This is a genomic window from Gordonia sp. LMA167 (assembly GCF_058130025.1).
The window spans coordinates 2,981,589-2,999,232 of record NZ_CM176708.1; the positions used below are offsets into that span (position 1 = coordinate 2,981,589).

Consider the following 17,644-nt stretch of genomic DNA (forward strand, 5'->3'; position numbering starts at 1 on the left):
CATGGACCCGTGGCCGGTTTTTCGCCTTCGCGACGGGCGCGCCTCTGATGCATTGGCGGTGAGCAGATTACGGGCGACGGTCGCATCGGAAGGGCGGTGGCTGCTCACCGAGCCGCCCGTGGACATCGAGAAACTGGCCGACGAGTTCCGTGCGATGGCATCCGTGGAGACCGCTCATGTCGTCATCGCCGTCGACGAGAACGACACCGTCATCGGCAGCGCCGGGATGACCGACAGATCACCTGGCCCGGTGGAGTTCGGCATGCAGGTCGATACCCGATTTCGCCGGCGCGGGGTGGGGGCGGCCCTGCTCGACGAGGTCGTCCGCTGGAGCCGAGATCGCGGATCGCACAAGGTGATGCTCGAGGTCTGGCCACACAACGATCCCGCGATCGCGCTGTACCGATCGCGAGGATTCGTGCGGGAGGGATTGCTCCGGCAGCAGTACCGGCGCCGTGACGGAGAGCTCTGGGATGCGGTCGTGATGGGTCTCCTACTCCGGTAGTCGGGTCCCAGCCGGCAATTTTCTGTCAGAATTCTTTTCGTGAACTCTGTCGATCTTCGGTGATCGCTGCGTCATGGGAGCAGATGGAGGCAATCGGGCCGACATCATCGCCGATCGATCGGCCGAAGAGAGGAACCGACATGCAATACATGCTTGCGATCACCGTCGACGAGTCCGTCCCCATGCCGCAGGAGGGTGACGACGGCTTCGACGAGACACGAGCGGCGTGGGCCGGGTACGGGAAGGCACTTGCGGCCGCCGGCCTGCTGGTGGAGGGTGCGAGCCTGCAGCCCAGCGGCTCGTCGACCACGATGCGACTGACCCTCGGTCAGGCCCCGACGGTCAGCGACGGACCATACGTCGAGGCCAAAGAGCAACTCGGTGGCTATTACCGGATCGAGGCCCCCGACCTCGACGTCGCACTGGAATGGGCGGGCCGGATTCCGTTGCCGTTCGGTGTCGTCGAGATCCGGCCGATTCGGTTGTTCGCCGCCGACGACGGGACACCGACGCTCGTCGAGAGCTGACCCGCGGTGACCGACACCGTCTCGACAGCCATCACCCGGCTGGCCCGCGAGGAGAGTGGACGTGTGCTCGCCCTCCTCGCGGCCCGGTTCGACGACGTCGACCTGGCCGACGATTGTGTCCAGGACGCGTTGCTGCAAGCGACCGAGACGTGGCCGGACCGCGGTGTCCCGGACAACCCCGGGGCGTGGCTCTACACAGTGTCGCGCAACCGGATCGTCGACCAGTTGCGGCGGCGCGCGACGTCGCGGCGACGTCTCGTCGCAGCTGCGCCCGAATTGATCTCCGAACCGGATCCCGCGCCCGGCGCCGTCCTGATCGTCGACGATCGCGAGGTCGGCGACGAGCGGTTGCGGCTGCTGCTGTTGTGCTGCCATCCGGCATTGGATCGCGACGCCCAGGTCGCCCTGACCCTGCGCCTCGTCGGAGGTCTCACCACAGCCGAGATCGCGGCGGCCTTCCTGGTACCGGAACCCACGCTCGCACAACGGATCGTACGGGCGAAACGCAAGATCCGGGACGCGCGGATCCCACTCACCATCCCGGCCGACATCGACGAACGCGTCGGTGCACTGCTGGCAGTGCTGTACCTGATCTTCAACGAGGGCTACCTGTCGAGAGGGGCGTCATCGTCACTCGTCCGAGTCGACCTCGCGGATGAGGCGATCCGATTGTCCGAACAGGTCATCGAACTCGTCCCGACGGACGGTGAGGCGCGTGGACTGCTGGCCCTCGAACTCTTCCACCGGGCGCGATTCGATACACGACTCGACGGGGCCGGGGATCTGATCGTCCTGGCGGAGCAGGACCGACGCCGTTGGGACACGGACATGATCGGCCGTGCCCGCGAGGTGCTGCGGTCGGCAATCGCGCTTCCAGGTGTCGGCGCCTACCGCATCCAGGCGATCATCGCCGCCCTGCACGCGGCCGCCGAGACGTCGGCGGACACGGACTGGGCCGCGATCGTCGACCTGTATCGCATCTTGGAGCGGATCGACCCCGGTCCGGTGGTCGCGCTGAATCGGGCGATCGCGGCGTCCATGGTCGACGGTCCCGAACGTGGACTCGCCGAGGTCGACGCGATCGTCGGACTGGGCGGATACCACCTATGGCACGCCGCCCGTGGTGAGATGCTCTCCCGCGCAGGTTGTCTCGCCGATGCCGCCGATGCCTTCCGGCGCGCGGCCGCCCTCACCGACAATCCGGTGGAACGTCGCCATCTGCACCGTCGCATCGCGCAATGCGCGGTCGGCGAGCAGTTCATGCGACCACAGACGCGACGCGCGTGGGAAACCGACCCGGGTGCCTGAGGAGCGAGCGTCCCCACCCGGTCCCTGAGGAGCGAGCTAGTCCGAAAATAGAGGTGACGGGGCATGCTGGGGTGCCCCGCTCACGTTCGGGTGGTGAGTGGTTGGGTTCGTTGCGCTGTTGTTGTGTGGTGAGGTTCGGGCTACGCGGCCGGTTCGAGCGAGACCTGCCAGCCCAGTGACTGCAGGGCTTGGATGTGGTGGCGCGTGGCGCGGGTGGTGTTGCGGTGCTTGTCGTAGTGGTCGGGGCCGAGGTCCTCGAAGTGGGCGTCGGGATCGGACAGCAGCTGCCAAATGATGACGAGGATGGATCTGCCGACGGCGACGTTGGCCTTGTTCGTACCTCGGCGTCGCGCGATACGTCTGTAGCGGGCGCCGAGGAAGCTCCGCGACTTGGTGATCGAGGCGACGACCTCGCTCAGGGTGCGGGCCAGGTACTTGTTGCCCTTGCCGGTGGCACCGTTACCGGTGTTCTTGCCGGCACTGGATTTCACCCCGGGGGCGAATCGGGCCCACGACGTCAGGTGAGCGGGTGTGGGGAAGCGGGACATGTCCACACCGATCTCGGCGATCAACGCCGCGGCCGAAACATCAGAGATTCCGGGAATCTCACACAGGCGCTCGGCCTCGCGGACAAAAGGGGCCATGTGCTCAGTGATCTGATCATCGAGCATCGCGATCTCCTCGTCGGTGGAATCGATCCGTGCAAGCATGCGGGTGAGCAGGAAGCGGTGATCGTCGGTGAAACTGCCCAACGTGACACCCGCGAAGGCTTCGGTCAACTGCGGGATCTTGCGCCGCATCCGGGTGCGGGCCAGATCGGCCAATCGTTCGGGATCGGCCTGACCAGCGATCAATGCGTCCATCATCTCGCGCCCGGATACCCCGAAGATGTCCGAGGCCACCACCGACAGTTTGATACACGCATCCTCGAGGAGCTTTTCCACGCGACTCTTCTCCGCGGTGCGTTCGGAGACCAAGCTGATGCGGTAGCGAGTCAGTCGCCGCAACTGCCGCAGCTCTAGTGGCGGAACAAAACTTGGACGCAACATCTGACGTTCGGCAAGTTTGCACAGCCACACCGCATCCAGAGTGTCGGTCTTGGGCCGTCCCGGGACGTGCTTGACGTCATGAGCATTGACCAACCACGGATCAAGTGTCAAGGGACATCGGGAAGTGCCCATAGGTGGACATGGAAACTGCCCGTAGACGGTCACGAAGGGGTGCCCGGTGGCGGACATGAATCTGCCCACAGATCCGCCACCGGGGATGGTCAGTTCAGGGCGGTGACCCCCTTCCCGGCGAGTGCTTGGGCCAGGCGCACGGAGTCACCACTGGTCTGGCACAGGTGGGCATGGTGCAGCAGCCGATCCACTGTTGCGGTGGCCAGTGTTTTGGGCATCAGCTCGTCAAAACCCGACGGGTGCAGGTTGGAGGACACCGCCACGGATTTACGTTCGTAGGCGGCTTCTACGACCCGATACAGGCCCTCGGCAGCATCGCTACCCACGGGGAGCAGGCCAACGTCATCAATTACGACGAGCTCGGCACGCACGATCTTGGCGATGGCCTTGCCCAGGGTGTCGTCGGCGCGGTGCGCGCGCACCAGGGTGCCGAGTTGCTCGAGGCTGAACCAGGCCACGGGCATGCCGGCTTCGATCACTTTCTGCCCGAGCGCTTCGAGGAAGAATGTTTTGCCGGTGCCGGCGGGCCCGCAGACGACGAGGTTCTCCCGTCGCTGGACCCATTCGAGGGTTTGCAGGGCGTGCTGGGTGGGTACCGGGATCGATGAGGCGGTCTCGTCCCACACGTCGAAGGTCTTGCCGGTGGGGAAGTTCGCCGATTTGCGCCGTGAGGCGAGCATGGAGCGGGCCCGGCCGGCCGATTCCTCGGCGAGCAATGCTTTGACGACTTCGGCGGGGTCCCAGCGCTGAGAGCGGGCGGTGGCGAGCACATCGCCGGCGATGGCGCGGGCGTGCGGGAGCCGCAGTTGCCGCATCAATGCCTCGACCTCCGGGGGCAGCACGGTGTGGGGTGCGGTTGTGGCGGCGGTCATCGTGTTTCCTCCTCGGTGGCCTCATTCTCATCGATAGTGTTGATGCCCAACATGTTCCATCCCTTCGTTCCCTGGGCCAGGGACGTGGTTTCTGAGGCGTGATGCCGCGTCTGGTCGAGCCCTTTGGCGGCGAGGACCGAGTCGAGGTCACCGGTGGCGAAGCGGCCATGCACCGCGGCATTGCCCAGTGCCCAGTCCACATCTGCCGCCCCGTGCAGCGCGGCCAGGGAGACGGCGTGGCGCATCTTCTCCCGCATCCGTTCGGTACCGACGGAGGCGGCTTCTTTCAGCCACAACCCGGCGCCCTCGCCGATCGCCAGGAATGTCTGTTCTTCGGCGGTGCGGGCCCGAATCCGATAGTCGCCTGGTGTTTTCGGCTGATGTCCGGGGAAATGTGCGTCGTCGATCGCGGGGGTCCCGCGAGTGGCGCGGGCATGCCGGGCGACCTCGACCGGGCCGCCGGCATCGAGAGCACACACGATCACCTCGTCGGTGGTCGGATGATGACGCACCCACACCGATTGACCCAACAGTGTTGCCGGAACAGAGTATTGGCAATGTTCGAAGGCGATTATCGGCGTGTTCTTGGGAACCTGACGGGTCACCCCCAACCCGGCGGTATGCGGCAGTTGCGGAATCGGATGCAACCGCATCCGTTCGGCGGCGAGCATCTCCACCGGCCGCCGACCGGTGGTGCGGTGCTCGCGGTCGTTGACCTCGACCATGAACTGCTCACACGCCGCCACGACCTGGGCGAACGAGTCGTAGGCCTCGAGCAGATTGGTGTCGGTCGGCACGATATCGGCCTTGGCCAGCTTGACCGCGTTTTCCACCCCGCCCTTGGTCGCCGGGTCCGCCGGCTCGCAGGTGAGCACGGTGGTGCCGTAGTAGCGGCTGAACGACACCGCGTCGCGGTTGCGGACCGGGACCCCGGCGATATGGCCGGTGGTGACGGTCTTCTCGTTGTCGGTCAACACATAGGTCGGTGCGCCACCGATGATGCGGAACGCCCGGTCCAGGCCGGCGAACACACTCGGCGCGGTGCGGTCTCGCAGCGCGATGACCACCCGGTAGCGGCACCACGCCAGCCACGCCACCAACAACACGACCTTGCGGCCATCAACAACCGGCCCGTCACCGAAGTCGTACTGCAGCCACAACCCGGGTTCGGTGATCCACGGACGGTGTACCCGCGTATTACCCAGTCGCCATGAAGCTTTCACTTCTGCCACCGCACGACGTGTGGTACGTTCAGTGCCGCTATAGCCCAGAGTGACAAGCTTTTCGTGCGCCTTGTCGGCGCGGATCTTTCCGTTCGTGTCCTGCACCCACCCCTCGATATGCGGCAGGAAATCGTCGATCAACCGGGCGCGACGCACCGCCGGCGCCAGCCCAGCAGCACGATCGTCCACCGCCCGCTTGACCGTGTGATGGCTGCACCCGCACAACTGCGCAGCAGCCCGATACGACCCCGTCAGGTCGTAGGCATTGAGTATGTCCATGAGTTCTCCGTCAGACTTCAAGAAGGGTCTCTCCCGTGCGTGAGTTCGATACGACTAGGCATCGCCATCGAAACCACGGGAGAGGCCCGCACAGCGCAGACGCGCCGTCGGATGAGACAGGTGCAGGCAAAATCGTGTCCGCCAACGGGCAATTTCGTGACCGCCAGTGGGCAGTCCTTATTGGCCGTCAGCGGGCACTTTCGTGACCGCCCATGGGCAGTTTTTCATGTCCGCTGACAATCAAGCTCATAGGCCTCGAACAGGTAGAACGGCGCTCGCCAATAATCGCTGGTCGCTTCCATCACCACCCGCGTCACGCCCAACTCACGCAAGTGATGGCCCAACGCCATCAACGACGGCACCATCGCTTTATGTTTGGTGACCTGTTGGTCGCGGCGTTTACGGCCAGTACCCGGCAGACGCACACAGCACACCACCTCGGCCTTGCCCACATCGAGCGCGGCGACCCGCTCGATGATCTGTTCCTCATCAACTACTTGCATCACCCCATCACCACCTTCGGTCGACTCGCACCCACTTCAGGGCGGCTGACCGGGGTCTGTTAGGGCACGAACTAATCTAGTCCTCGTACTCTCTGCCACCCGACTCGCGCCGAACAGCGTCGTTACAGTGAAGAGCCCACGACACAGACCCGCACCCGGCTTGCGAACGGCCTCAACAGTGCCAAAGATCGACGGCGTTGCCAGCCAGCCGCCCACTAATTTTCACGCCGGAACGAGCGTCCTGCCAAGGGCACATTGGCTTGCGAGCGTACCTACTCGGTCCCTGAGGAGCGAGCGTGCGAGCGTGCCCACCCGGTCCCTGAGGAGCGAGCGTGCGAGCGTGCCCACCCGGTCCCTGAGGAGCGAGCTAGTCCGAAAATAGAGGTGACGGGGCATGCTGGGGTGCCCCGCTCACGTTCGGGTGGTGAGTGGTTGGGTTCGTTGCGCTGTTGTTGTGTGGTGAGGTTCGGGCTACGCGGCCGGTTCGAGCGAGACCTGCCAGCCCAGTGACTGCAGGGCTTGGATGTGGTGGCGCGTGGCGCGGGTGGTGTTGCGGTGCTTGTCGTAGTGGTCGGGGCCGAGGTCCTCGAAGTGGGCGTCGGGATCGGACAGCAGCTGCCAAATGATGACGAGGATGGATCTGCCGACGGCGACGTTGGCCTTGTTCGTACCTCGGCGTCGCGCGATACGTCTGTAGCGGGCGCCGAGGAAGCTCCGCGACTTGGTGATCGAGGCGACGACCTCGCTCAGGGTGCGGGCCAGGTACTTGTTGCCCTTGCCGGTGGCACCGTTACCGGTGTTCTTGTCGGCACTGGATTTCACCCCGGGGGCGAATCGGGCCCACGACGTCAGGTGAGCGGGTGTGGGGAAGCGGGACATGTCCACACCGATCTCGGCGATCAACGCCGCGGCCGAAACATCAGAGATTCCGGGAATCTCACACAGGCGCTCGGCCTCGCGGACAAAAGGGGCCATGTGCTCAGTGATCTGATCATCGAGCATCGCGATCTCCTCGTCGGTGGAATCGATCCGTGCAAGCATGCGGGTGAGCAGGAAGCGGTGATCGTCGGTGAAACTGCCCAACGTGACACCCGCGAAGGCTTCGGTCAACTGCGGGATCTTGCGCCGCATCCGGGTGCGGGCCAGATCGGCCAATCGTTCGGGATCGGCCTGACCAGCGATCAATGCGTCCATCATCTCGCGCCCGGATACCCCGAAGATGTCCGAGGCCACCACCGACAGTTTGATACACGCATCCTCGAGGAGCTTTTCCACGCGACTCTTCTCCGCGGTGCGTTCGGAGACCAAGCTGATGCGGTAGCGAGTCAGTCGCCGCAACTGCCGCAGCTCTAGTGGCGGAACAAAACTTGGACGCAACATCTGACGTTCGGCAAGTTTGCACAGCCACACCGCATCCAGAGTGTCGGTCTTGGGCCGTCCCGGGACGTGCTTGACGTCATGAGCATTGACCAACCACGGATCAAGCTCATAGGCCTCGAACAGGTAGAACGGCGCTCGCCAATAATCGCTGGTCGCTTCCATCACCACCCGCGTCACGCCCAACTCACGCAAGTGATGGCCCAACGCCATCAACGACGGCACCATCGCTTTATGTTTGGTGACCTGTTGGTCGCGGCGTTTACGGCCAGTACCCGGCAGACGCACACAGCACACCACCTCGGCCTTGCCCACATCGAGCGCGGCGACCCGCTCGATGATCTGTTCCTCATCAACTACTTGCATCACCCCATCACCACCTTCGGTCGACTCGCACCCACTTCAGGGCGGCTGACCGGGGTCTGTTAGGGCACGAACTAATCTAGTCCTCGTACTCTCTGCCACCCGACTCGCGCCGAACAGCGTCGTTACAGTGAAGAGCCCACGACACAGACCCGCACCCGGCTTGCGAACGGCCTCAACAGTGCCAAAGATCGACGGCGTTGCCAGCCAGCCGCCCACTAATTTTCACGCCGGAACGAGCGTCCTGCCAAGGGCACATTGGCTTGCGAGCGTCACGAAGGGCCCTTCGTGACGCATCCTCGCAGGCTCGGAGGCTCCTCAGGGATCGGGGGGGGAGCGGGCTTGCGCAACCACCGGTTGCTGGGGATCGGGGGAGCGGGGCTTGCGCAACCACCGGTCCCTGAGGAGCGAGCGTGCGAGCGTCCCCACCCGGTCCCTGAGGAGCGAGCGTGCGAGCGTCACGAAGGGCCCTTCGTGACGCATCCTCGCAGGCTCGGAGGCTCCTCAGGGATCGGGGGGGAGCGGGCTTGCGCAACCACCGGTTGCTGGGGAGCGGGCTTGCGCAACCACGGTTGCTGGGGATCGGGGGAGCGGGCTTGCGCAACCACCGGTTGCTGAGGAGTGAGCGGGCGGGGCGTCGTTCCGCAAGCGGCGACGCGGTGAGGGGCAGCGACCGTCAGACCGCCATGTGGGTGGCCGCCGCGCCCTCGGGGCCCACCAAGGCGCAGAGTCGGCGGTCCTGTCCCAACTGCATCAGCAGCGCGGCGCCCGCGGGTCGCAGATCGATCGCGGCGCCCTGGGCGATCGGCCACGCCAGGAACCGGCAGATGAAGGACCGGGAGAAGTGTCCGTGCGACACGACGATGACGTCGGACTTCGTCAGCCGATGCTCGACGAGTTCGACCGCACTGTCGACGCGCCGTGTCATCTCCTCGACCGATTCGCCGTGCGGGCCACCCGAGGTCCAGATCGCCCAGTGTGGGTCGCCGTCGGCGTGGATCTGTGCGCGGGTGAGTCCCTCGTAGTCGCCGTAATCCCATTCGGCGAACCGATCATCCACCTCGTCGACCGTCAGGCCGGCGAGGTGCGCGGTTCGTCGCGCACGTTTCCGCGGCGAGGCGAAGATGTACGGATCGACCAATCCGAGCCGGTCGGCGATGCCGACCAGCGCCTGCGCGTCCTCTTCGCCGCGCGCGGTCAGGTCGATGTCGGTGCGCCCGGTGTGCCGGTCCGACAATGACCACTCGGTCTGCCCGTGCCGGATCAGCAGCACGCGTCGGTTCGTCGGGATGACAACTTCGCCTCGATCGTCGGTCACCCTGCCGAGCCTACGACCTCCGCCAACTGATCGATTGCCCAATCGATCTCTTCGGGGGTGATCACCAGCGGCGGTGCGAGCCGCAGGGTCGAGCCGTGGGTGTCCTTGGCGAGCACACCGCGGTCGGCCAACCGCAGGCAGATGTCCTTGCCGGTGCCGAGTTCGGGGTTCACATCGATGCCTGCCCACAGGCCGACGCCGCGGACCGCGACCACGCCGTGCCCGACCAGCCCCCGGAGCCGCGCGTGCATCCGATCGCCGAGCTCGGCGGCCCGGGCCTGCCAGGTGCCCTCGGCGAGCATGTCGACGACCGTGTGTCCGACCGCCGCGGCCAACGGGTTGCCGCCGAAGGTGGAGCCGTGCTCGCCGGGATGGAGCACGCCCAGGATGTCGCTGTCGGCGACCACCGCCGACACCGGCAGAATGCCGCCACCGAGGGCTTTGCCCAGCGTGTACACGTCGGGTTGGACGTCCCAGTGCTGCACCGCGAAGGTCTTTCCGGTGCGACCGAGGCCGGATTGGATCTCGTCGGCGATCATCAGGACATTGTTCTCGTCGCACATCGACCGGACCCGGGGCAGGTAATCGTCCGGCGGGACGATGATGCCGGCCTCACCCTGGATGGGTTCCACGAGCACTGCCACGGTGTTGTCGTCGATCGCGGCCGCCATCGCCTCCGCGTCGCCGTAGGGCACTCGGGTGAACCCGGGTGTGAACGGACCGAACCCGTTCCGCGCGTCGGGGTCGTCGCTGAAGCTGACGATGCTGATCGTTCGGCCGTGGAAGTTGCCGCTCGCGACGATGATGTTCGCCATGCCGTCGGGTACGCCCTTGACGTCGTAACCCCACTTGCGAGCGACCTTGATCGCGGACTCGACCGCCTCGGCGCCGGTGTTCATCGGCAGCACCATGTCCTTGCCGCACAACGTGGCCAGTGCCGCACAGAACGGCTCGAGTCGATCTGATCGGAATGCCCGGCTGGTCAGCGTGACCCGGTTCATCTGCTCGATCGCCGCGGCGACGATCCGCGGGTGACGGTGACCGAAGTTGACGGCCGAGTACGCGCCCAGGCAGTCGAGGTAGCGCCGCGAATCGACGTCGGTGATCCAGGCTCCTTCGGCCGTCGCGGCCGACACCGGAAGAGGTGAATAGTTATGCGCCACATGGGGTTCAACGAGAGTCTGCACGGCGACCTCCTTGTCGGTGCTCCTCAATTCTAAGGTGCAGCACTTGACGCCACCGCCGCCTTTGAGCAGCTCGGACAGGTCGACGCAGATGGTCTCGAAACCGGCGGCGCGCACCGCGGTCGCGAGCTGCGGGGCCGCGTCGGTCATGACGACGTGGCGACCGTCGGACACCAGGTTCAGGCCCAGTACGGCGGCGTCATCATCGGAGGCGAGGATCGCGTTCGGGTACAGGTCGGCGAGCACCGCGCGCGACGCCTCCGAGAACGCCGGCGGGTAGTAGGCGATCGTCTCGTCGTCGAGGACGCCGAGCGCGGTGTCGAGGTGATAGAAGCGCGGATCGACGAGTTCGAGCGTGACGACCGGCATTCCGGCGAGTTCCGCGATCTCGGCGTGGGTGTCGCGATGGGTCCGGAACCCGGTTCCGGCGAGGATGTGCCCTCCGACCACCAGAAAATCTCCCTCGCCCTCCTGGATTCCCTCGGTCCGGTGCACGGGCCCGCGGCCGTTCGCGGCGAACCAGTCGGCGTAGTGGTCTCCCTCGGGACCACGCTCGGGAAAGGCGAACCGCGCCGCGATCGTGCCGGCCGCCAGGCTCAACCCTCCGTTGGCCGCGTAGACCATGTCCGGGAGCCCTGGATGAGGGTCGACGGTGTGCACGGTATGCCCCAGCGATTCGTAGACCTCGCGAAGTGCGAGCCACTGGCTGATCGCCAATTCCGTGTCGACCGGGACGGCCGGGTCCATCCAGGGATTGATCGCGTAGGAGACCGTGAAATGGACCGGCGGAGTCATCGCATAGGTGCGCAGACGGGCGGATCGCCGATCTGCGGACACGAAGGAAGGGCTCGTGATCGTCATGAATCGACGCTATCGTGGACCGTGAATGCAATCAATCGACGAACATTGCGCATTTGTGCAACGGATGAACGTATGAGTACCTGACGATGGAGAAACATTGCGCCAGCTGGACGATCTGGACGAAAAGGTACTGGCGTGCCTGACTCGTGATGCGCGCGCGACGTACGCGCAGGTTGGTGACGCGGTGGGGCTGTCGGCTCCGGCGGTGAAGCGTCGAGTGGACCGACTGGTCGACGACGGCGTCATCAAAGGCTTCACCGCCGTGATCGACCCATATGCGATGCAGTGGACCACTGAGGCGTACGTGCAGGTGTCGTGTAGGGGCAACATCTCACCGGAGGCGCTCAAGGAGGCGTGGGAGCCGATTCCGGAAGTGGTGAGCGCCGCCACGATCACCGGACAGGCCGACGCGATCCTCCGGGTGCGTGCTCGGGATGTGCGTCATCTCGAACAGGCTCTGGAGCGAATCCGCAGTGCCGGTCCCGTCGACCATTCCGAGTCGATCATCGTGCTGAGCCAGCTGATCGATCGCGGGCATCCGTAGTGACCGACGCTTCTGTCCGCGAACTCCCGTCGGTCAGTGCTGCCCGGAGACGGCCAGCCCGACCCCCAGTCCGATCATGGACAGACCTCCCGTCGCGCCGACAGCCGACGCTCGACTCGGAGACGAGACGAACCACGAACGGAACTGCCCCGCCGCAAGCGCCCAGATGCTGTCCGAGGTGAGACCGATGACGAAGGCGATCAGGCCCAGCAGCAACATCTGCGCGGAGACATGACCCGCTGACCGGTCGATGAACTGGGGGATGACCGCCGCGAACATCAGATAGGCCTTCGGATTCGTCGCCCCGACCACGAAGCCCTGGCCGATCGCGCGTCCCGTTGGAACGCCCTCGGAGAGCGCCGGATCCGCCGTTGACAGCAGCGATGTGCGGTGACGGAACGCCTGGACCCCGAGCCAGATGAGGTAACCGGCGCCGACCAGCTTCATGGTCAGAAACACACCGGCAGACGCCTGCACCACGTACCCGAGGCCGCCCGCGACCAAGACCAGCACGAACAGCAGCCCCAGGCTGTTGCCGTACACGCTTGCGAGTGCGGTGCGTCGGCCATGTGCCAGCGCACGTCCGACCACGAAGACGACACTGGGGCCGGGGATCACGATGATCACGAACGCGGCCACCGCGAACGCCGCGATCTGGTGGGTGGTCGGCATGGAGCGCATCTTATCGCCGTGGTCGCACGGACACTGCACTTCATCGATCGGCGCGGCTTCGCGATCGTGTCTCCCTGACCCCGATGGACCGCGCGTGCGTCCAACCCGATCGGGACGCAATTTGTCGTCGACGAGTGTCGTGTTAGCCTATTCGCCGTGATGAAGACCGCACGCGTCTATTGGCGCTTTATCGAGGCTCCGGGTGGGGCCGCGATGAAGCACTGACTGTCGCGCGCGTAAACACCCGGAGCCCCGAGCAGCAACCAATCGGTTGCTGCTTTCGTCATTTCAGGCCTCCGGTTCACCACGAGCAATAGCTCCATGAGCAACCAGGGGCCACCCGCAACGACCAGGGCCTGACCCCGAAAGGCATGACGTGACCACCATCCAAGACTTGACCGCTGGCGGAGGAACGACCGCCGAATCGACCTCGGATCGTCGGATCAAGTCCTTCCGTTCCATCCCCTCGCCGGACACGATTCGCAGCGAGCTGCCGCTGACGTCACGACGTGCGCTCACCGTGCAGGCCGACCGGGACGAGATCGCTGCCATCCTCGCGGGTCGCGACGAGCGCCTGCTCGTGGTCGTTGGTCCGTGCTCGGTGCACGATCCGATCGCCGCCCTCGACTACGCGCGTCGCCTGGCACCGCTGGCGCGGGATCACGCCGACCGTCTCAAGATCGTCATGCGGGTGTACTTCGAGAAGCCGCGCACCACCGTCGGGTGGAAGGGTCTGATCAACGATCCCGGCATGGACGGATCGTTCGACGTGGAGCGGGGCCTGCGCACTGCCCGCTCGTTGCTGCTGGACATCATCGATCTCGGGTTGCCGGTCGGGTGTGAGTTCTTGGAGCCGACCAGCCCGCAGTACATCGCGGATGCGGTCGCGTGGGGAGCCATCGGCGCGCGGACCACGGAATCGCAGGTGCACCGGCAGCTCGCGTCCGGTCTGTCGATGCCGATCGGATTCAAGAACGGCACGGACGGCAACGTTCAGGTGGCGATCGACGGTGTGAAGGCCGCGGCCGCCCAGCACGTTTTCTTCGGAGTCGACGACTTCGGCCATGGATCGGTGGTGGAGACCGCCGGTAACGACGACTGCCATGTGATCCTGCGCGGTGGCACCGCCGGCCCCAACTTCGATGCCGAGTCGATCGCCGGTGCCGTTGCGGCGTTGGGGAAGGCGGACCTGCCGCAACGCGTGATGATCGACTGCTCGCACGCCAACTCGGGCAAGGACCACGTGCGTCAGGCCGAGGTGGCCCGCGAGATCGCCGAATCGGTGCGGGCCGCCCGTGCCGCCGGTGAGACGCCACGGATCAGCGGAGTCATGCTGGAGAGCTTCCTGGAAGCCGGCGCGCAGTCGCCCGACGCCCGGCCGCTGACCTACGGTCAGTCGGTGACCGACAAGTGCATGGACTGGGAGGCCAGCGCCACCGTGCTGGCGGCGCTGGCCCGCAGCTGACCGCGACGTCCGACACGGAGTGTGGTGAGTGGCCGCCGGTTCTGCTCATAGCAGAACCGGCGGTGCGTCCGGCCGGCGCCGACCTACCATCGCTTCATGGACCGCCGACTCCCGGAAACGGAACCGCTGTGGCGTGAGGTGACCGGCCGGATCATCCGCCGACACCGCCACGAGCGCGGTGAGCGCCTGGTGGAGACCGCAAGGCGCGCCGGAGTGTCCAGTCAATATCTCTCCGAACTCGAGCGAGGGCGCAAGGACGCGTCGTCGGAATTGTTGGCGGCGGTGTCCGGTGCGCTCGGACTGACCCTGCTCGACCTGACCCGCGAGGTCGCCCGCGAGTTGTCCCGGATGGCTCCGGTGCCGGTCCTGCGGGCCACCCCGCACCTCGTATCGGTCCCCGCGGTGGTGCCGATGCGCGACCTACGGGGGCCGGTGGCCCTGGCTGCGTGAGCCTCATCGGGTGTTGTCGATGATCTGGTCGGCGATGCCGTAGGCGACGATCTCGTCGGCGCGCAGCACCCGGTCCCGGTCGGTGTCACGTCGCAACGTCTCGACGTCCTGACCGGTGTGCCTGCTCATCGCCTTCTCGATCTCCTCCCGGATGCGGAGGATCTCCTCGGCCGCGAGGATCAGATCGGGAATCGTGCCGCGTCCCTGCCCGGACGGCTGATGCAGCAACACGCGGGCATGCGGCAACACCGACCGCCGCCCCGGGGTCCCGGCGGCCAGCAGCAGGGCTGTCGACGACAACGCCTGCCCGACACAGGTCGTGGCGATCGGGGCATGGCAGTACTGCATCGTGTCGTACAACGCGAAGGTCGCCATCACCGACCCGCCCGTTGAGTTGATGTAGAGCTCGATCGGCGCCTCGGGATTGTCGGAGTCGAGATGCAGGATCTGTGCGATCAGGGCGTTCGCCACGCCGTCGTCGATCTCGGTGCCGAGGTAGATGATCCGGTCATCGAGCAGCCGGCTGTAGACGTCCATCACACGCTCGCCCTGCGGCGTACGGCTGATCACGTTGGGAATCGTGTAGGTACTCACCTGCTCACCCCGAATCCGGTGGATGCCGGTGTCAGCGGGCGGATCTGGGCCAGGTGATCGACGACGTGGTCGACGAACCCGTACTCGAGCGACTCCGCCGCGGTGAACACGTGGTCACGCAGCGAGTCGGCGAAGATCGTCTCGAGCGGCCGGCCGGTCTGTTCGGCGATGATCCTCAACACCGTGTCGCGGACATGACGGAGGTCGTCGGCCTGCAACTCGATGTCCGGTGCATAGCCGCCGATCCCCGCGGAACCCTGGTGCAACAACACCTTTGCGTGCGGGAGGGTGAACCGTTTGCCGCGGGTCCCACAGCACAGCAGGAACTGTCCGGCACTGTAGGCCATGCCGAGGTTGACCGTGCTCACGTCGTTCGGGACGAGTTGCATCGTGTCCATGATCGCGAGCATGGCCGGTACCGAGCCGCCCGGAGAGTTGATCCACAGTCCGATGTCGGCGACCGGATCCTCAGATGCCAGCATCACGAGCTGGGCGCAGAGCTGGCTGCCGATCTCGTCGTCGAGCGCCGAGTCGAGCATCAGGATGCGTTGGCTCAGTAGGCTTTCTGCCGTCCGCTTCTTCAGGGGGAGTGGTTGTCTGTCATCGCTCATGATCGAAGCCTGCACGGGGAGTCCGTGATCCCGCAGCCGTGTGCTGCCGTGGGCAGCGTGGTGCTGCCGACGGCAGAATTCGGTGCGGACGCTGATTCGCGGCTCAGACGACGTCGACGGCGGGGTCGGCGTCGCCGATGGTGACGGTGGCGCGCCGATGCAGTCGGGCGGTGGGTGTGCCGATCGAGTCGGCCACCCGGAACTCCGCCTCCCACCGATCCGGGCGCAGCCGGTTGAGAACATAGCCGCGCTGGGCGTTGCCGAATCGCACGTGCGGCGACGCCGCCTTGAGCGCGCGGTCCGGATCGTCGCTGTCCCGGCCGTCGCCGCCCGAGGAGATCGACGTCGCCGCCAATTCGACACCGACGGTGGGTGATTCGCGACGGTAGCTGGTGCGCAGGTCGGCGACCACGTTCCGGTGGATGTCGCCGACGATCGACACCAGATTGGGTACGCCCCGGATCCGGGCGCCGTCGAGGATGCGGGTCCGGGATGCCTCGTACCCACTCCAGCCGTCCATGCTCACCGCGCGCACGCCCCCGTCATCGCGGGCGAGGTCGGCGATGGTGGTCTGGTGTGCCAGAACGTTCCACTGTGCCCGGGTTCGTGTGAATCCGTCGAGGAGCCAGCGTTCCTGCGTGGCGCCGAGGATCGTCCGGCGTGGGTCTGCGGTCGCGGCGTCCTGCGCGGAGTCGTTGTCGCCGTTGACCTGATCGCTTCGGTGGGAACGCGTGTCGAGGACGTGGAACTCGCCGAGCCGGCCGAAACCGAAGCGGCGGTAGGCCCGGATGTCGGCCCCGCGAGGCCGTTGGGTCAGCCGGACCGGGGTGTTCTCCCACCAGGCCTTGAGTGCGTGCGCCCGTCGCACCAGAAACGCGGGCACCGGCATCCCGTCCTCCGGGATGTCCGCGGCCCAGTTGTTGTCCACCTCATGGTCGTCGAACGCCGTGATGAAGGGGCTGGTCCGGTGGATGCGCTGCAGGTGTGGATCCAGTTTGTAGAGCGCGTATCGCTCGCGATAGTCGGCGATGTCGAGACATTCGCGCGCGGCCGATTCCGGCATGATCCGGGTGCGCCGCCGCCCGCCGTCGCCGGGGATCGGCTTTTCGTAGATGTAGTCGCCGAGATGGAACACCACGTCGGGCGCGTGGGCGGCCATGTCGTCGTAGGCGACGTAGAACCCGTCGGCCCACGACTGACACGAGGCGAACGTGAAGGTCATCATGTGACCGGACGACCGAGGTGCCGGTGCGGTCCGGGTGCGGCCGATGTCGGAGATGTCGGCCGCTGCGCGGAATCGGTAGAAGTACTCGCGTGCCGGCTGGAGTCCCCGGACATCGATGTGCACGCTGTGTCCGTCGTCGGCAGTCGCGATCACCCGCCCGCGCCGGAGCACGCGGGACATGGATTCGTCGGCGGCGAGCTCCCAATCGACCGCTACGGGCGCGACACCCATCCCGCCGCCGCGGACCAGGGGCGCCGGCGCGAGGCGCGTCCACAGCACGACCGAGTCCGGCAGCGGGTCGCCGGAGGCGACGCCGAGCGTGAACAGCCGATCACCGGCGCGTGGCGAACCCGACGAGACGGCGGTGTCCCCGAGCAGACCCGGGGTGAACGCGAGACCGGCGGCGACACCCGCCCAGGTGAGGAAGTGGCGACGGGTGGGGCCGACACGCAACGACCTGTCGGCCGAGATCGACATGATCGGCGCAGCAGTGCTGGGCATGCCGACAGCCGATCAGGCTCGACTGTCCGCCCGCCGACCGGAGACTGACGGGTCGATGACGCTCGGGTGAAGAGGGTCCGT

The 17,644-nt window shown here is 66.1% G+C and carries 17 protein-coding genes; 6 read left to right on the top strand and 11 right to left on the bottom strand.

What is annotated here, in order from left to right; all coding sequences use genetic code 11:
* Window position 1 precedes the first annotated feature (1 nt).
* The 3 genes from ACVT6V_RS13460 (at window position 2) to ACVT6V_RS13470 (ending at window position 2,340) form a co-directional block, all read left to right on the top strand.
* The gene (locus ACVT6V_RS13460; protein WP_489900258.1) at window positions 2-505 is read left to right on the top strand and encodes a GNAT family N-acetyltransferase; all 504 of its coding nucleotides are present in this window, start codon (window positions 2-4) and stop codon (window positions 503-505) included.
* A 140-nt stretch (window positions 506-645) separates the two neighbouring features.
* Window positions 646-1,032, top strand: coding sequence for a YciI family protein (locus ACVT6V_RS13465; RefSeq protein ID WP_489900259.1), 387 nt, complete (start codon window positions 646-648; stop codon window positions 1,030-1,032).
* A 6-nt stretch (window positions 1,033-1,038) separates the two neighbouring features.
* Window positions 1,039-2,340 (top strand): RNA polymerase sigma factor, encoded by a 1,302-nt coding sequence (locus ACVT6V_RS13470; RefSeq protein WP_489900260.1) that lies wholly within the window; start codon window positions 1,039-1,041, stop codon window positions 2,338-2,340.
* Window positions 2,341-2,480: 140 nt separating this feature from the next.
* On the opposite strand, the gene ACVT6V_RS13475 is transcribed toward ACVT6V_RS13470, so the two are convergent.
* The 7 genes from ACVT6V_RS13475 to rocD all read right to left on the bottom strand — a co-directional run bounded on the left by ACVT6V_RS13475 (window position 2,481) and on the right by rocD (window position 11,501).
* A complete protein-coding gene (locus ACVT6V_RS13475) occupies window positions 2,481-3,500 on the bottom strand; it encodes an IS110 family RNA-guided transposase (RefSeq protein ID WP_489900261.1) in 1,020 nt (339 codons plus the stop codon).
* A gap of 110 nt (window positions 3,501-3,610) precedes the next feature.
* Complete coding sequence (istB, locus tag ACVT6V_RS13480) at window positions 3,611-4,393, bottom strand: IS21-like element helper ATPase IstB (RefSeq protein ID WP_489895633.1); 783 nt, start codon at window positions 4,391-4,393, stop codon at window positions 3,611-3,613.
* A complete protein-coding gene (istA, locus tag ACVT6V_RS13485) occupies window positions 4,390-5,916 on the bottom strand; it encodes an IS21 family transposase (protein ID WP_489900262.1) in 1,527 nt (508 codons plus the stop codon). Before istA ends, istB begins: the two co-directional genes overlap by 4 nt.
* Before the next feature lie 203 nt (window positions 5,917-6,119).
* Window positions 6,120-6,398: a hypothetical protein gene (locus ACVT6V_RS13490; protein ID WP_489900263.1), complete on the bottom strand. Its 279-nt coding sequence runs from the start codon at window positions 6,396-6,398 to the stop codon at window positions 6,120-6,122.
* 471 nt (window positions 6,399-6,869) lie between these two features.
* The gene (locus ACVT6V_RS13495) at window positions 6,870-8,141 is read right to left on the bottom strand and encodes an IS110 family RNA-guided transposase (protein WP_489900264.1); all 1,272 of its coding nucleotides are present in this window, start codon (window positions 8,139-8,141) and stop codon (window positions 6,870-6,872) included.
* Between the two features lie 673 nt (window positions 8,142-8,814).
* The gene (locus ACVT6V_RS13500) at window positions 8,815-9,456 is read right to left on the bottom strand and encodes a histidine phosphatase family protein (protein ID WP_489900265.1); all 642 of its coding nucleotides are present in this window, start codon (window positions 9,454-9,456) and stop codon (window positions 8,815-8,817) included.
* A complete protein-coding gene (rocD, locus tag ACVT6V_RS13505) occupies window positions 9,453-11,501 on the bottom strand; it encodes an ornithine--oxo-acid transaminase (RefSeq protein ID WP_489900266.1) in 2,049 nt (682 codons plus the stop codon). The genes ACVT6V_RS13500 and rocD overlap by 4 nt, the downstream gene beginning before the upstream one ends.
* Window positions 11,502-11,598: 97 nt before the next feature.
* Between rocD and ACVT6V_RS13510 the strand changes: the two genes are divergently transcribed.
* Window positions 11,599-12,045 (top strand): Lrp/AsnC family transcriptional regulator, encoded by a 447-nt coding sequence (locus ACVT6V_RS13510; protein WP_489900267.1) that lies wholly within the window; start codon window positions 11,599-11,601, stop codon window positions 12,043-12,045.
* A 33-nt stretch (window positions 12,046-12,078) separates the two neighbouring features.
* Here the strand turns inward: ACVT6V_RS13510 and ACVT6V_RS13515 are convergent, their stop codons facing one another.
* Window positions 12,079-12,717 (bottom strand): LysE family translocator, encoded by a 639-nt coding sequence (locus ACVT6V_RS13515; RefSeq protein ID WP_489900268.1) that lies wholly within the window; start codon window positions 12,715-12,717, stop codon window positions 12,079-12,081.
* Between the two features lie 376 nt (window positions 12,718-13,093).
* Between ACVT6V_RS13515 and ACVT6V_RS13520 the strand changes: the two genes are divergently transcribed.
* Window positions 13,094-14,182, top strand: coding sequence for a 3-deoxy-7-phosphoheptulonate synthase (locus tag ACVT6V_RS13520; RefSeq protein WP_489900269.1), 1,089 nt, complete (start codon window positions 13,094-13,096; stop codon window positions 14,180-14,182).
* A 96-nt stretch (window positions 14,183-14,278) separates the two neighbouring features.
* Window positions 14,279-14,632, top strand: a complete 354-nt coding sequence (locus tag ACVT6V_RS13525; RefSeq protein ID WP_489900271.1) for a helix-turn-helix domain-containing protein — start codon at window positions 14,279-14,281, stop codon at window positions 14,630-14,632.
* Between the two features lie 3 nt (window positions 14,633-14,635).
* Here ACVT6V_RS13525 and ACVT6V_RS13530 read toward each other — a convergent pair whose 3' ends face one another.
* From ACVT6V_RS13530 to ACVT6V_RS13540, 3 genes are all read right to left on the bottom strand, one after another.
* Window positions 14,636-15,226: a ClpP family protease gene (locus tag ACVT6V_RS13530; RefSeq protein WP_489900272.1), complete on the bottom strand. Its 591-nt coding sequence runs from the start codon at window positions 15,224-15,226 to the stop codon at window positions 14,636-14,638.
* Window positions 15,223-15,837 (bottom strand): ClpP family protease, encoded by a 615-nt coding sequence (locus ACVT6V_RS13535; RefSeq protein WP_489900273.1) that lies wholly within the window; start codon window positions 15,835-15,837, stop codon window positions 15,223-15,225. Before ACVT6V_RS13535 ends, ACVT6V_RS13530 begins: the two co-directional genes overlap by 4 nt.
* 103 nt (window positions 15,838-15,940) lie before the next feature.
* On the bottom strand, window positions 15,941-17,563 hold the full coding sequence (locus tag ACVT6V_RS13540) for an alkaline phosphatase D family protein (protein WP_489900274.1): 1,623 nt from the start codon (window positions 17,561-17,563) through the stop codon (window positions 15,941-15,943).
* Between the last annotated feature and the right edge of the window lie 81 nt (window positions 17,564-17,644).

Coding starts and splice junctions, on each gene's coding strand:
- ACVT6V_RS13460 (WP_489900258.1), top strand. CDS start 2: ATGGACCCGTGGCCGGTTTTTCGCCTTCGCGACGGGCGCGCCTCTGAT.
- ACVT6V_RS13465 (WP_489900259.1), top strand. CDS start 646: ATGCAATACATGCTTGCGATCACCGTCGACGAGTCCGTCCCCATGCCG.
- istB (WP_489895633.1), bottom strand. CDS start 4,393: ATGACCGCCGCCACAACCGCACCCCACACCGTGCTGCCCCCGGAGGTC.
- ACVT6V_RS13490 (WP_489900263.1), bottom strand. CDS start 6,398: ATGCAAGTAGTTGATGAGGAACAGATCATCGAGCGGGTCGCCGCGCTC.
- ACVT6V_RS13495 (WP_489900264.1), bottom strand. CDS start 8,141: ATGCAAGTAGTTGATGAGGAACAGATCATCGAGCGGGTCGCCGCGCTC.
- rocD (WP_489900266.1), bottom strand. CDS start 11,501: ATGACGATCACGAGCCCTTCCTTCGTGTCCGCAGATCGGCGATCCGCC.
- ACVT6V_RS13515 (WP_489900268.1), bottom strand. CDS start 12,717: ATGCCGACCACCCACCAGATCGCGGCGTTCGCGGTGGCCGCGTTCGTG.
- ACVT6V_RS13525 (WP_489900271.1), top strand. CDS start 14,279: ATGGACCGCCGACTCCCGGAAACGGAACCGCTGTGGCGTGAGGTGACC.
- ACVT6V_RS13535 (WP_489900273.1), bottom strand. CDS start 15,837: ATGAGCGATGACAGACAACCACTCCCCCTGAAGAAGCGGACGGCAGAA.
- ACVT6V_RS13540 (WP_489900274.1), bottom strand. CDS start 17,563: ATGCCCAGCACTGCTGCGCCGATCATGTCGATCTCGGCCGACAGGTCG.